Source organism: Nocardia transvalensis NBRC 15921, assembly GCF_000308875.1.
Classification (GTDB): domain Bacteria; phylum Actinomycetota; class Actinomycetes; order Mycobacteriales; family Mycobacteriaceae; genus Nocardia; species Nocardia transvalensis.
In genome coordinates, this window is record NZ_BAGL01000116.1 from 14,230 (window position 1) to 27,012 (window position 12,783).

At 72.4% G+C, this 12,783-nt stretch carries 12 protein-coding genes; 6 read left to right on the forward strand and 6 right to left on the reverse strand.

Annotation, left to right across the window (positions count from 1 at the left end; all coding sequences use genetic code 11):
* Positions 1 to 4 precede the first annotated feature (4 nt).
* Positions 5 to 2,992 carry a relaxase/mobilization nuclease domain-containing protein gene (locus ON41_RS39405; protein WP_051162862.1) on the forward strand — a complete coding sequence of 996 codons (2,988 nt, stop codon included), beginning with the start codon at positions 5 to 7 and terminating at the stop codon, positions 2,990 to 2,992.
* Between the two features lie 54 nt (positions 2,993 to 3,046).
* Here the strand turns inward: ON41_RS39405 and ON41_RS31085 are convergent, their stop codons facing one another.
* Complete coding sequence (locus tag ON41_RS31085; protein WP_246462142.1) at positions 3,047 to 3,628, reverse strand: hypothetical protein; 582 nt, start codon at positions 3,626 to 3,628, stop codon at positions 3,047 to 3,049.
* 299 nt (positions 3,629 to 3,927) lie between these two features.
* Here ON41_RS31085 and ON41_RS31090 point away from each other — a divergent pair, with 299 nt between their 5' ends.
* Complete coding sequence (locus tag ON41_RS31090; RefSeq protein WP_157185674.1) at positions 3,928 to 4,116, forward strand: hypothetical protein; 189 nt, start codon at positions 3,928 to 3,930, stop codon at positions 4,114 to 4,116.
* A 16-nt stretch (positions 4,117 to 4,132) separates the two neighbouring features.
* On the opposite strand, the gene ON41_RS31095 is transcribed toward ON41_RS31090, so the two are convergent.
* Complete coding sequence (locus ON41_RS31095) at positions 4,133 to 4,483, reverse strand: hypothetical protein (protein WP_040751693.1); 351 nt, start codon at positions 4,481 to 4,483, stop codon at positions 4,133 to 4,135.
* Positions 4,484 to 4,520: 37 nt separating this feature from the next.
* Between ON41_RS31095 and ON41_RS31100 the strand changes: the two genes are divergently transcribed.
* Positions 4,521 to 4,700, forward strand: coding sequence for a hypothetical protein (locus ON41_RS31100; protein ID WP_040751694.1), 180 nt, complete (start codon positions 4,521 to 4,523; stop codon positions 4,698 to 4,700).
* 37 nt (positions 4,701 to 4,737) lie between these two features.
* Positions 4,738 to 5,205 (forward strand): hypothetical protein, encoded by a 468-nt coding sequence (locus ON41_RS31105; RefSeq protein ID WP_040751696.1) that lies wholly within the window; start codon positions 4,738 to 4,740, stop codon positions 5,203 to 5,205.
* 27 nt (positions 5,206 to 5,232) lie between these two features.
* Here the strand turns inward: ON41_RS31105 and ON41_RS31110 are convergent, their stop codons facing one another.
* Positions 5,233 to 5,430: a hypothetical protein gene (locus tag ON41_RS31110; protein ID WP_040751697.1), complete on the reverse strand. Its 198-nt coding sequence runs from the start codon at positions 5,428 to 5,430 to the stop codon at positions 5,233 to 5,235.
* 121 nt (positions 5,431 to 5,551) lie between these two features.
* Here ON41_RS31110 and ON41_RS41935 point away from each other — a divergent pair, with 121 nt between their 5' ends.
* Both ON41_RS41935 and ON41_RS31115 read left to right on the forward strand, forming a co-directional pair.
* The gene (locus ON41_RS41935; RefSeq protein WP_157185675.1) at positions 5,552 to 5,758 is read left to right on the forward strand and encodes a hypothetical protein; all 207 of its coding nucleotides are present in this window, start codon (positions 5,552 to 5,554) and stop codon (positions 5,756 to 5,758) included.
* 533 nt (positions 5,759 to 6,291) lie between these two features.
* Complete coding sequence (locus ON41_RS31115) at positions 6,292 to 6,624, forward strand: hypothetical protein (protein WP_040751698.1); 333 nt, start codon at positions 6,292 to 6,294, stop codon at positions 6,622 to 6,624.
* A gap of 66 nt (positions 6,625 to 6,690) precedes the next feature.
* Here ON41_RS31115 and ON41_RS31120 read toward each other — a convergent pair whose 3' ends face one another.
* The 3 genes from ON41_RS31120 to ON41_RS39415 are packed head-to-tail and all read right to left on the reverse strand — an operon-like array spanning position 6,691 to position 12,659.
* Positions 6,691 to 7,029 (reverse strand): hypothetical protein, encoded by a 339-nt coding sequence (locus ON41_RS31120; protein WP_040751699.1) that lies wholly within the window; start codon positions 7,027 to 7,029, stop codon positions 6,691 to 6,693.
* Entirely contained in the window at positions 7,029 to 9,416 is a 2,388-nt protein-coding gene (locus tag ON41_RS39410) for an RRQRL motif-containing zinc-binding protein (protein WP_051162865.1), read from the reverse strand. Before ON41_RS39410 ends, ON41_RS31120 begins: the two co-directional genes overlap by 1 nt.
* A 3-nt stretch (positions 9,417 to 9,419) precedes the next feature.
* Positions 9,420 to 12,659: a toprim domain-containing protein gene (locus ON41_RS39415; RefSeq protein ID WP_051162867.1), complete on the reverse strand. Its 3,240-nt coding sequence runs from the start codon at positions 12,657 to 12,659 to the stop codon at positions 9,420 to 9,422.
* Positions 12,660 to 12,783 lie beyond the last annotated feature (124 nt).

Sequence of the window (12,783 nt, forward strand, 5' to 3'; positions counted from 1 at the left end):
CGCGATGATGCCGAACGTGATCCGCGGGCGGAAGCTCAGCGGTCTGCTCGTCTACCTGCTCGGGCCCGGGGAGCACAACGAGCACAAGGACCGGCACATCGTGACGGGGTCGCCGACGATCATGCAGGCGCGGTGGCTCGGAGTCTTCAACGGCCCGGCGGGGTCGCCGGAGTCGCGGGCGGCGCGGCAGGTCGGGCTGGAGGTGGCGGAGGAGCTGGAGATCCCGCGCCAGCTGTACGGGACGAAGGTGCGGATGCGCGCCAAGCCGGTCAAGGCGCGGGTCGGCGCCGCCGGCGTCGAGAGTGACGGCCTGGACGTCGTCGAGCCCGCCGCGAAGGGCGAGAAGGGCGAGATGCGGGACGCTCCGGCGTGGCACTGCGTGCTGGCGCTGGAGCCCGGCGAGCAGCTCGACGACGCGAAGTGGGCGCAGCTGACCCAGGACTTCATGGACCGGATGGGCTTCAACGGGACACCGGACGGCAAGCGTGCGCAGGCCCGGTGGGCGGCGGTGCGGCACGGGCTGTCGGGAGAGGACGGCGAGGGCCAGGAGCACATCCACATCGCGGCGTCGCTCGTGCGCGAGGACGGGTCGAAGGTGAACACCTACGACTACGGGCCCGGCAAGAAGCGCGGCGACTGGAACCGCGCGCACGAGGTGTGCAACGAACTCGAGCACGAGTACGGGTTGCGCGTGCTGCTGTCGCGGGAGCAGGGCGGCGGCCTGTCCGGCGACTCCCGCGCGGAGCAGGAGCGCGCGAAGCGCGAGGGCCGGCCGGAATCGGAGCGGGATCGGTTGCGGCGGATGGTGCGGGCGGCCGCGACCGCCACCGACACCGAAGCCGAATTCGTCCAGTCGCTGCGGGAGTCGGGGATCTCGATCCGGGCCCGGTACGCGCCCGGCGGCACCACCGAGGTCCACGGGTACTCGGTGCGGCTGCGGCGCGACGGCGGCGAGGTCGGCCCGTGGCTGGGCGGCGGGAAGCTCGGCAAGGACCTGACGCTGACCGCGCTGCGCGAGCAGCAGTGGGACGACACCGCGCAGACGCGCCGCGACGCGCTGGCGGTGTGGATGACGCCGGAATCGACGCGGGGGCGGCGCGTCGACCGGGACGTCGAGGACCCGCAGATGTGGCGGCAGATCGCCGCCGAGGCCGGGCAGTGGCGCGAGCGCCTGGCGGAGATCCCGCACGCGGACCGGGCCCAGTGGGCCTATCTGTCCGGGCAGGCCGCCGGCGTCTTCGCGGCCTGGTCGGAACTGCTGGAGGGTGACGAACCGGGGGTGTTCGCGCACGCGCACAAGCAACTCGCGCGCTCGGCGCAGCTGCCGTACGCGTCGCAGCGCTACCGGCCGCCCGCCGGGACCGCCGCCGGGGCCGGGCTCGGTGGCCTGGCGAAGGTGCTGTGGGAGGAGACCTACCGCGGCACCGGATCGATGTTGCGCCGCGCGGCGGCCGGTCGCCGCGGTGACGATCCGGTCGAGGAAGTCGCCGCGGTCGTACTCGCCGCGATGCTCGTGCTGCTGTTGCTGGCGATCGAGATCGCGATGCAGGTGGCGCAAGCGCACCGGTCACGCGGCGAGCTGACGTGGGGGATGGCGATCGAGCAGGCCACCCGCTACGGCTTGGATCCGGTGCGCGCCGAGTGGCAGGCCCGCCTCGAGGCCCGCCGGCATCAGTGGGACCGCGACGCCGCCGACGTGTTCGCGGCGGCCGTCGAACGCCGCGCCGCGAAGGCCGCCGACCACGACCACGACCGTGACGACGTCGCCGAGGCCGCGCCCGTGCGGGCGGTCGATCAGCTCGACCCCGACCGGCTGGCGGCGCTCACGGCCGATGCCGAGGAGCTGGTGCCCGACATCACCGATGCCGAGGCGTGGCCCGCGCTGTGTGAGCGCCTGGCCGCGATCGAGGTGGCCGGCGGCGACGCCACCGAGCAGCTGGCCGCCGCGATCGCGATGCGCGAACTCGGCACCGCCGACGACCTCGCCGCCGTGCTGGTGTGGCGGCTCGAACACCTCGACACCCCCCCGTCCGCCGAGGAAGCTCCGGGCGAGGAGCCCGCGCCCGCGGCGCGACCGGACAAACCCGAACGGCCGTGGCGGCGCGGTTCGGCGGCCCTCGCGGCCGCGCAGGGCCCGCTGTCGCCGCCGTCGCAGGCCCGCGCCTCGCGTCGGCCGTTCTACACCGAGCTGGACGAGGAGGGCCGCCAGCTGGCGGCCACCCGCAGAACTGTCGCGGTCGCGTTCGCGGGCAACGATGTGGCGCCGGAGACCTGGAGCGACGCGCGCCTGGCGCAGGAGCTGGCCGACCGGCGGACCGAGGTCGAGCTGCTGGCCGCCGACATCGAGGCCCGCCGCGACGGCGGCGAGCTGACCCGGCAGGCACGGGACTACAACACGCTGGTCTCCGCACGGGCGGAGAAGATCCCCGCGGCCCGGGACGCGCGGTCGAAGGCCGCCGACCTCGACCGCGAGAAGCGTCGCCTGCTCCAGCAGCAGACCCAGCTCCAGGAGCAGATCGACGCCACCTCACGGCTGCGGGCGGGAGCCCGCCGCAAGCTCCAGGAGCAGATCGACGCCGCCGCCGATCGACTCGACGAACTGGGCGGCGAGATCGACCAGGCCCGCGTCGACGCGGTCACCGCCGCCGAGGCGACCGGGGTCTCCGAGCAGGAATGGACCCGCGTCGAGCAGGACGCGAACCCGCAGCAGCAGCGCTGGCGGCTCACCCAGGCCACCCAGAAGGACGCGCAGGCCCTGTCCCGCGACGAGGCGATGCTGCACCACCTCGAACGTGACCTGGATCCGGTCGAGCGCGAGGCCGCCCGGCGCGACAAACTCACCCCCGAACAGCGCGCCGCCGAGGAACGCGCGCCCCGCAAGGCGCGGCAGCGGTGGACGCCCACGCACGACCCGGACACCTCGCTGGGACCGCGCCCGCCCGGGCCCTACTACGGGCCCGACCACGGTCCCGACCACGGTCCGAGCCTGTAACTCTGTGCCCGCGTCGCGGATCGATGCTGCCGCGACAGCTGCGCTGCCTTGCCCTCAAAGTCCGCCGGGCCGGGTCAGGTAGGCGAGGCCGCTGTGGACCGGTTCCGCCGCGCCGCCGCGCAGCCGTCCGTCGTCGAGCTGGTCGCGGACCCGCATCAGGACTTCACGGATCGAGCGCGGGGACGACAGCACCTTCTCGACCGCGGCGCGGTGGGCGGCGGCCGCCGTCGGCACTCGCGCCGGCGGATTGTCCGCGGCAGCCGGATCGGTCGGGGCGTGGAACGCCTGCCACACCTCGAGGACGGTCGGCGCGAGGGCGCGGTGGGCGGCCAGATCGGTGTCGGGCCCGCGGTGGCGCCACCGGTGGGCGAGGGTCCGCAGCAGCTGCTCGGTCGCGGCCGGATCGTCGAGTAGCCGCGCGATCTGCGCGTCGACCGAGACCCGTTCCGGGCGCACCACGACGCGTTCGCGGACGATCTCGTGGACCTGGACGCCTTTCTCGTGGCCGCGTCGGCGGCACTGGTCGGAGCACCACTTGCGCGGGCGGCCGGTCCGCTGCTGCGGGATCGGATTCGCGCAGCGCGGGCACAGGCGTAGCTCGCCGACGTCCATGCCCTCCACGCTACGGACTTTCATCGGACGAAACCCCTGCGGTGACCTCACGGAGTGCAGAAGGTGTGACGGTGTTCCAGCCTGTTTTGTCGGACGAAACTCCCTCGACCTCACGGGATGGTGGAAGAGGTGTGACGGTGCCGAGCGGCGCGTCGGAAGATGCCCAGGTCAGGAAGTTAACGGCCGTTGTGCAAGAGATTTGGCCTTGGTGGAGGGGTGGCGAAATGTGTGGTCTGGGAGTGGGCCGGGCGGGCGGCTCCGGGATACGACCGGTGGCCGAATCTCGGGCGGGGGTGTCGGTGGGTGGGCGGATGATGCGGGCTATGGCTGAGTACCGCCCGATGCGGCGTGAGCCGCTCATCCCGCACGCCGCGACGATCGACGACGACGTGCGCCCGGAGTGCGGGCACCCGATGACCCAGGTCTGCGACGGCTGCACCTCGTGCACCGCCTGCGAGGGCTGCTACTGCGGCGAAGCCGAGGACGAGCCGCGGTACCTACTCGCGAGCTGACCGCCGCGCCGCGCGGCTACCGCCGGCGGCGGGGTCGCAGCGCGTAGGCCGGGACGAGCTGAGCGCGCACATGCATCGCCGGGCGCCCGTCCGCGTACGGGACGGAGAAGCTGGCCAAGCCCAGCCAGTCCCCGCTCTCGGCGGGGATCCAGTGCGTGACGCGGGCGGGCCGCTCGCCGGTCATGTCGAGCCCGGAGCCGTTGGTCCGGCGCGGCGTTCCCGGGTCCCGGACGCAGAGAGCGTCTAGGCGCACCCACATCTCGGTCGGTGGCTCGGTGAGCGTCCGGTGGTAATGCCCCGCGCCGTCCGGGTCGAGCAGCCGCGGCTCGGTGCCCTCCGTGCGCGGCGGCGTGTCGTTCGCACACATGTTCGGATTGTAAGCCCTGGGGCGATATCGTTGACACGTGATCGAAATCGGTGACCTGGTGAAGAAGACCCCGGACAGCGACCACATCTTCCGCGTCGACGAGATCGAGGACGGCGTCCGCACCCTCCTCGCGCCGACCGGCGACATCGCCGAGGTCCCTGGGAGTTACCCGCACTGGTGGCCGCTTCGGTACCTCGTGCCCGCTGGACACGAATGAGCGGCCGCGCAAGGGATTTCGGCGGTAGGGTCGGCCAATGCCGCTCCAGGATTCGCTGCCGCCGATCGAGCAGGCGACCACGTACACCGCCGTCATCGGCTCGGACCCGGTCCTGATCGTGCTGCCCCGGATGCGTAGCGTCCACATCGCGCCGTCCGGCGAGCTGGCGGCCGCCGACGCCTGGACGGCGGCGGTCACCGCGCACGGCGCGATGCCGATGACGGATGCCGAGTTCGCGCACCAGGTGACGCCGGGCTGGCTGGTCACCATCGCCAAGGCGATGACGACGGCGACGATCGCGGGCCCGCCCGGTCTCGGCGAGATCTACACGGGTGCGCTGGAGGCCGATCGGCGTTGGCGGCAGCTCGTCGAGCAGCTGCACCAGGACGGCGGCGGACTGGTGGTGATCACCGGGACCGCCGACCGCATGGAGCCGGAGGCCGCGCTGGAGATGATGGAGGCCGAACGAGCGGTGTGGGTCCGCGCCCGGACAACGCTGCGCTGATTCCCCTGGCACGGGGCGGACGGGCGGTCAGCTCTCCACTTTGCGTAGCAGCTCGGAGTGGTTCCCGCAGTTGACGAGCTGCCAGAACCCGGGTGCGTAGATCCGCGTGCCGTAGTTCCTGCTCTCCACCTCCAGCACTCCGGATGCGCGGATGGTGAAGCGGTCGTTGTCGCTGAACTCGATGACGGCTGTTGGGTCTTCGGCGGTTTGCACAGTGAATGCCATGCGCAGATTATGGGGCCGACCACCCACGAAATCCCTTAGCCCACGACACTTTGTGCGGGTCCCTTCCCTGCTCAACGGTGGTGCGACAGATGTGCGACACCGGCGTGCGAGCCTGGCGCACATGACGATTCCTGAATCCACACCGCCCGCCGAGCTTGCCGCGATGCGTACCGCCTATGCCGCTCTGGCGGAACTCGATGCCGGCGCTCGCGGCCGGGCGCTGCGCTGGCTGTTCGGCGCCCTCGACTGCGGCGTCCACATCCGTGTCCCGGTCGACCGGGACACCGGCATCCCACAGCTGCCGCCGTACCCCGGTGTCACGGCGTAGCGGCGTCGGAATTCGCAGACATCGATGGGCCATCGAAAGCCGGTCAGACGCCGATAACGTTCACTTATCGGCTCCCAGAATCGGGGCCGAAAACGGCCGTTTCGGTCGGGGTCTTCGGGGTCTTCGGGGTCTTCGGGGCCGTGGTCGATCCGTGGGGCGTTCCGTAGGGCGACCAAACCGCCCCACCCGAACGACGGGAATTCGCAGGTAGATGGGCACTTCCAAGGGCCTCTGTCCCCCGGGAGGACCCCGTGTATCGGTAGATGCTCACGTAATCCTCCCCTGCCGCCGCACGTCGCGGCTTACGCTCGACAGACCCGCGCCTCGGGAAGCCCCACCCCCTCCTTATGCGGAGCAGCAGGCGCGGCACGGCCCGGATGCCGAAGCCCCCACCGGCTCCGGGCCGTCCCATGTCCCCTCAAATCCGTGCGCAAAACCGGACACTGCCGAGGTCAGACGCGGGAAGGGGTGCGCTGGTCGGTGGCCGCGGGCATACTGATCGGCTGGGCGGACGCGAGCGAGGGGACAGAGCGATGGCGTGGACGCGGACGTATTCGTGCGCGAATCCCGGGTGCGCGTACCCGTTCCACTACTCCCCGGTGTGCCCATACCCGTATGGGCCGCGACCGCTGACGGAGGCGGACAAGCGGGCCTTCGCCGCGTACTCGAAGATGGCGGCCGCCGGGGACTTCGACCTGCGCCGCACACCGTCCTACATGCGGAAACGGCATTTCATGCGCCAGTACCGCGCCGAGGTCCGCGCCGCGCGCGGCCTCTCCGATCCGGGACACGGGTGGCTGCTGGTGCTGGCGCCCGTGGCGCTGCTGCTCGTACTGGTGATGGCCGCGCTGCTGCTCTACGTGTAGACCCGCTCCCGGGACACAGCTGACCCCCGCCGGCGGATTCGGCGGGGGTCAGCTGCGTTTCGGGCGCTATCGGCGGGCGGTCGTGGGCCCGCCGAGGGATTCGAGGTGCGCGGTGCCGTCGGAGACGTAGCGCTCACCGCGGCGGGTGACCTTCGGTCCGTGCCAGGGCCCGGTGCGTTCGTAGCCGAGCCGGGTCAGCGTGGTGTCGATGTCGTCGAGCGCGGCCGGGACGCCGTCCTCGGTGGCCATCGGGACCGATTCCCACCAGTGCCCACGCTCGTAGCCCTCGTAGCTGCCGTCGTCGGGGTCGTAGATGACCTCACCGCCGAAGATGTCGACCACGGGGGTGTCCTCGATCGGGTCGGTGTAGGCGACGAACACGACGTACTCGGTGTCGAACAGCATCACCGATCCACCTCCATGCTGTGCAGCTGCCGGATCCCGGCCGGGGCCGGGGACTGAACTCCGTTGAGGGACTGGTCGATCCGAGCCGTGCACGCGCGCTGCAGGCCCGCGCCCCGGGCGGCGTCCGGGGGTTTGGCGCGGCCGGCGGTGGCCGCGCGCTGCTGCGCGGCGTGGTCGTCGCGGACCATCGCGACGCGTTCGACCTTGACGCCCCACCGCTGGTGGCGGTCGGCGGCGACCTGTCCGGCGACCCCGGCCCGGTGGGCGGTGTCGTCGATCGCGGCGCGGACCGCCTGGCGCTTCTCGTCCTCGACCCCGGCGCGGCGCAACTCGTCGTCGAGTTTGGCGCGCTGGCCGACGTAGCGGCGGCGTTCGTGGTCGACGCCGTGGGCGGTCGCGCCGAAGGCGACCGACGCGATGGTGTCGCGGAGGATGCCCGTCTGCAGAGTCACCATGTTGGGGGTGGCCATGCTGGTCTCGCCGAGGATCTCGGCGACCCGGCCGCGCACCGTGGCCGCCACCTCGCTCGCGGTCGCGGCGAGGCGCTTCTCGTCGACTGCCCGCTTGGACCGTTCGTCGGCGAAGACCAGCTCCGGCAGATCGGCGCGGGCACGGATGCGGCCGGCGTCGACGTCGTCGACGATCGAGGCCACCTGTACCCGCTCGATATCGGCGAGGCCCTCACCGGCGGCGGCCGCGAGGATCCTGTCTCCCCTCGATGCGAGGCGCGCGATGTTCTCGCCGAGTTCGTCGTCGACGCCCCACATCTCGGGGGACTCGCTGCTGATGTCGTTGTCGGCGATGTAGTCCGCGGTGACCGCCAGCTCCTCGACATCGGCGGCGAGCGCCTCGATCTCCCGGCCGAGCTGGTCGCGGTCGACGTAGCCGGGCCACAGCTGCACGTCGGGGTCCTGTCCGGCGCGGATCGCCGTGCCGACCTCACGGACGCGGGCCTGGTCCTCGGGAGTCATCACCGCGATCTCGGTGGCCATCTGCTCGGCGGAGACCTGGCCGTCGCCGAACCCGAGCAGCAGCGAGGGGATCCGCCCGCGGGCTTCTTGGCCGGGGTCGACGAAGACCGGGCTGGCCAGCAGGTCGATATCCCGTCCGCCGCCGGTGAGGTAGTCGACGACGAAATCGATCCGCTCACGGTCGGCGCCGGTGACGCCGGCGGAATCCAGATCGGCGGCCAGCTGCGCGCGCCGCTGCTCGCCGTCACGCAGGTACGCGCCCGGATCGTGGTCGAGATCCTCGCCGCGCCACCGCACAATGGCGTCGGCGGCAGCGGCTTTCACGGCCTGGTCGAGCGGCAGGGTATCGAGGGTTTCCAGGATGGCGGTCTGCCGGGCGTGCACGGCGGCGGCCTCGTTGTAGGTCTGCCGTGCTTCGGGATCTACGGCCGGGTCGATGCTGACGGTCAGTTCGTCGACGTCTACGAGGACACCCCACTGCTCGGCGAACACGCGGCGCAGGCTGTCGAGCTGGGTCGCGGCGAGATCGGACGCGCCGTGCCACATCAGCGCGTCGGTGAGGGACCCGGCCAGCGACCATTGGTTGGCCCAGGCGATCCGGTCGAGGCGGGTTTCGGCGAAGGCGCGCTGCTGGTCGAGCTGTCGGGTGGCGAGCAGGGAATCGGGGCGCTGCGCGGCCTCCTGGCTGGCGCGGATCTGGTGCAGGCCGTAGCGGGCCTGGTTGACAGCCGTGACCGCGAGTACGTGCGCGATGCGCTGCCCGTGCCCGGCCGGGACGCCCGCCGTCTCCGGCGGCGCGCTCTCGGCGCGGTCGAGGCTCGCGTAGTAGGACGTCCAGTGCGGATCGCCGCCGAGCTGCTCGCGGTGGTCTCGCAGGTGAGCGTCGAGGCGTTCCTGGGCGACCATGACCCACTCGGCGGATTCGTAGCCGGTGATGTCGTCGGCATCGATCTCGGCGTCGCGCTGCGCAGCGGCCAGCTCGTCGGCCAGCTGAACAGCCTCGATGTGGGCGGCTCCGTGAGAGATCTCGAATTCGTTGTCGGACATGGGTTCCTCCTGATCGGTGGTTGCCGGGGTGTCGGTCCACCCCGGGCCCGGGTCGGTGGCCCGGGAGAGTTCGGCGCGGCTGTAGCCGCGGCGTTCGGCGGCGCGGGCCTGGTGCTCGCGGATCGCTTTCGCGACGGCCCGCAGCTGGGCCGGGGTCGCGATCCGCTTCGGCGCGGCGCGGCGGGAGTCGTAGAGGCCCGCGTACTGGGTGCGGCCGCGCCACTCCACGGGCACCCAGGCCACGGGCTGCTGGCCGCCCGGGCGCAGGCCCGCCGCCCGGAGCTGGCGGCGGGTCATCAGGTGCGCGGGCGCGGTCCGCCAGTCGTAGAGGTCGGGTTCGCGCTCCCCGGCGGTGTCGAGCGGTGGCATCGGTCAGTCCCCGATGCCCTGGTCGCGGCCGTTGGCGCGGTTGTATGCCTGTTGCAGGCCGGTGCCGGGGGTGGTCAGCCGGACCTTCTTCTCCGGCGCGGGAGCCTGCACGGGTGTGCTGGGCGGTTTGGCGCGGCCGCCGTCGGCGGCGATGTTCTGGCGGACCTCGTCCGGGGACAGTCCGGCGTTGCGCAGGTTGTGGGCGAGCCCGGCCCGGCGTTCGGGGCTGTCGTAGGCCGGCCCTTCCGGGGTGCGCTGGACCGCGACGGCTTCGCGGCGGTCGGCCCACCGGTCCTGGATGCGGCGGGCCTGGTGGCCGGTGACCGCGGAGTCCTCGCGTGCGTTGTCAAGGGCTTTGCGGACCTGGTTGCGGACCGGTTCGGGGACACCGCCCGCGACCAGACCGGCGAGGAGTTTCTCGTCGGCGCCGGTGCCCTCGTAGTCGCGCAGCGAGGTCCGGCCTGCCGCGAGGCGGGCCTGCTCGACCGCCACCCGGCCCAGCTCGTCGCGCACCGACCGCACCGCGGTCTCGGGTGCGGCGTGGCCCGACAGGATCTCCTCGACCTCGCGGCGGTTGATCGCGGCGGTGCGGTAGCCGATCTCGTCGGCGCGGTCGCGGTCGAGCGCGGCGGTGGTGCGGTCGTCGGCCAGCAGCATGTCCGGCACGGTCGTCTTGCCCGCCTCGACATCGGCGAGCACGGCGCGCAGCTGGTCTTTCTCCAGCCGGTCCAGGCCCTTGCCGGAGCGGATCGCCTTGTCGATCTGCGACCGCATCGTGGTGGCCCGATCGCGTTGCGCGGCAGCCCAGTTCGCGTCCACGTCCGTTCCGTCGGCGCTGGCGGCGGTGGCCTCCACGGTCGGCGCGAGCGCGGCGTAGGCGCGGACGGTGGCCGCCAGCTCGTCGCGGTCGACGTGCTCGGGCCACAGCTGCCGGTACTGCCCGGCGGGGTTGTCGCGGATCGCTTTGCCGCGGTCGCGGGCGATCTGCTGGTCCTCCGGGGTCATCACCGACACCGCGTCGGCGAGACGGGCCTGCACGGAGACGGTGTCGTGGCCGTGCTTGAGCTTGGCCTGGTAGTCCATCAGCAGCGTGTCGACGCGGTATTTGACTTCCTCGCCCGGGTCCACGAGGGGCTCGTCGAGCTTGCGCAGCGCGGTCGACGCCAGCGTGGCCGGGCCACCGAGATCGGTGATCGGCGTCGTCTCGGCGACGGCGGGTGCGCCGAGGTAGAGCGCGACGAACCTTGTGCGGGTGCGGGTCTTCTCGCCGACGCCGGCGGCTTTCATCTTCTCGGTGAGCTGCTGGAGGCCCTGCGGGGACGGCGCTTTGCGCCACTGCTCGACCGCCGCGTACAGCGACTGCCGGGTGGATTCGTCGATACTCGCGTCGGCCAGGGCCTGCACCTGCCGCGACACCAGCTGGAGACGGTCGGGCGAGGGCTGCTGACGCCAGTGCTCGATCTGCTCGAGCAGCCGCTTCTTCGCCGCTCCGTCCGCGCCGCGCGCGGCGAAATCGTGCAGGTTCCCGGCCAGCTGCGCGACACCCTCCGGGGACGGCGAAGTGCGCCACTGCTCGATCTGCGCACGCAGCGCCCGCAGCGACTCCTCGTCGACGCCCTCGGTCGCGATCATCTCCACCATGCGGTCCTGCGCGGTGGCCAGCCGCGCGGCGGCGGCGCGTTCCTGTTCGGCGGCAGCGAGTTTCGCGGCCATCTCCGGTGGGGCGTCCACGGTGACGTGGCCGTTGTCGACGTCGACGTGCACGCCCCACCGCTCGCGGATGTGGTCGGCCAGCTCGGTCGCCGCGTGACGGGCGGCGTCGGAGTCCGGCGCCCACTCCACCGCGTCCTTGAGCACGGCGGCGATCTCGCTGCGCGACAGCCGATCGAAGCCGGTCTTCTTCGCCGCGGCGAGGATCTTCTCGACCGCCTTGCGCTGGGCGGCGTGCTGGGCTTCCTCGGCGGCGCGGCGGCGCTCGTCGTACTTGCGCCACTGTTCGGCCGCCTCGCGGCGCGCGGCGTGGCTGGTGATCGCGCGCTGCATCACTTCCTGCATCACGCGCTGCATCAGCATCGCGAAGCGGCCGCCGATGTGGTCCATCGTGTCGTCGTGGTGGTGACCGCTGTCGCTGCTGTGCAGGCCGGACAGGTTGATCGTCGAGTTGTCGGGCATGTGGGAACCTCCATTGGTGGTGGGGTGATCGAGCTGGGACCCGTCGGCCGCGCGGGCGGGCGACGGGTCACCGGCGAAAGGGGTGGCTACGGCCTCCGCACGGGCCGGGAGCGGGGTGCGCGGGTCCAGGCCCGGCACCGGTTCGAGTTCGCCGAGTTCGTGCCCGGCCGCGAAGTGGTCGCGCAGGTCCTTCCCGGCGGCGGCCTGCACGATCCGGACCTCACCGACCAGGCCGCGCAGCGACTCGGCGACCTTGTCGGCGTGCCGGTAGCCCGGGGCGTCACGGTCGGCGACGATCACCACACGGCGAGCGCCCTTGAGCCACTGGGCATGTTCGGGCCGCCACTTCCCGGCCCCGGCGGCGTTGCAGGTCGCGGGAATCCCGGCCCGGGCGGCGGCGAGCACGTCCTCCTCGCCCTCGCAGACGTAGACCGAGCGGCCCTCGCCGATCGCGTCGAGCAACTGCGGCAGCTGGAACGGCACCGGCGCGAACCCACCGGCCTCCATCCGGCCCGTCTGCGGGTTCCAATGCCGCTGGTAGAACTCCTTTTTCCGGCCGTGCTCGTGCGGGATGTGGCGGCGGACCACCTCACCGACCACGACACCGGCCTGGTCGACGTACGGGTAGGAGGCCACCGTCTTCACCCCGCCGGTCTGTGCGCCGTGGTCCTTCGTGACCTTGACCAGCGGCAGACCGGCGGCGGTGATGGCCTGCTCGGCGCGCGGCACCGGCCGCGGCTGCGGTGCGCGGGTCGGCCGGCGGAAACCCTTGCCCGCGCGGGTGATCGGCTCGTCGTAGAGGTCGCTGACCTGGAGATCGAGCCTGCCGAGGATCTCGGTGTCGGGGCAGCCCGCGAAGCACCGAACCTTCGTGCGGCCCGCGTCGGTCAGGTACTTCACGCCCAGGGACGGATCGTGCGCGCGGCCGTCGCCCTCGTGCACCGGGCAGCAGTACCGGGTCCAGCTACCCGCCTCACGACCGCCGCCCACGGCCTGCTCCAGGGCGGCGGTGACCCGCTGCCAGCTGGCGCGCGCGTGGGCGGCGGTCGGTCTGCTGGTCGGCGCGGTCATTCGGGGAATCCCCGGACGACGCGGCGGTGGTGCACGGTCGGGCCGGTCTCCACGATCAGCCCGCCCGCGAAGTGCGCGTGCTGCTCGGTCTCGGCCGGGGGCACGTAGTCGCTGTTGCTGTAGT

What these genes read in the sequence shown, in the direction of transcription:
- ON41_RS39405 (WP_051162862.1), top strand. Translation starts at nt 5, where the DNA reads ATGATGCCGAACGTGATCCGCGGGCGGAAGCTCAGCGGTCTGCTCGTC.
- ON41_RS31085 (WP_246462142.1), bottom strand. Translation starts at nt 3,628, where the DNA reads ATGAAAGTCCGTAGCGTGGAGGGCATGGACGTCGGCGAGCTACGCCTG.
- ON41_RS31090 (WP_157185674.1), top strand. Translation starts at nt 3,928, where the DNA reads ATGGCTGAGTACCGCCCGATGCGGCGTGAGCCGCTCATCCCGCACGCC.
- ON41_RS31095 (WP_040751693.1), bottom strand. Translation starts at nt 4,483, where the DNA reads ATGTGTGCGAACGACACGCCGCCGCGCACGGAGGGCACCGAGCCGCGG.
- ON41_RS31105 (WP_040751696.1), top strand. Translation starts at nt 4,738, where the DNA reads ATGCCGCTCCAGGATTCGCTGCCGCCGATCGAGCAGGCGACCACGTAC.
- ON41_RS31110 (WP_040751697.1), bottom strand. Translation starts at nt 5,430, where the DNA reads ATGGCATTCACTGTGCAAACCGCCGAAGACCCAACAGCCGTCATCGAG.
- ON41_RS41935 (WP_157185675.1), top strand. Translation starts at nt 5,552, where the DNA reads ATGACGATTCCTGAATCCACACCGCCCGCCGAGCTTGCCGCGATGCGT.
- ON41_RS31115 (WP_040751698.1), top strand. Translation starts at nt 6,292, where the DNA reads ATGGCGTGGACGCGGACGTATTCGTGCGCGAATCCCGGGTGCGCGTAC.
- ON41_RS31120 (WP_040751699.1), bottom strand. Translation starts at nt 7,029, where the DNA reads ATGCTGTTCGACACCGAGTACGTCGTGTTCGTCGCCTACACCGACCCG.
- ON41_RS39410 (WP_051162865.1), bottom strand. Translation starts at nt 9,416, where the DNA reads ATGCCACCGCTCGACACCGCCGGGGAGCGCGAACCCGACCTCTACGAC.
- ON41_RS39415 (WP_051162867.1), bottom strand. Translation starts at nt 12,659, where the DNA reads ATGACCGCGCCGACCAGCAGACCGACCGCCGCCCACGCGCGCGCCAGC.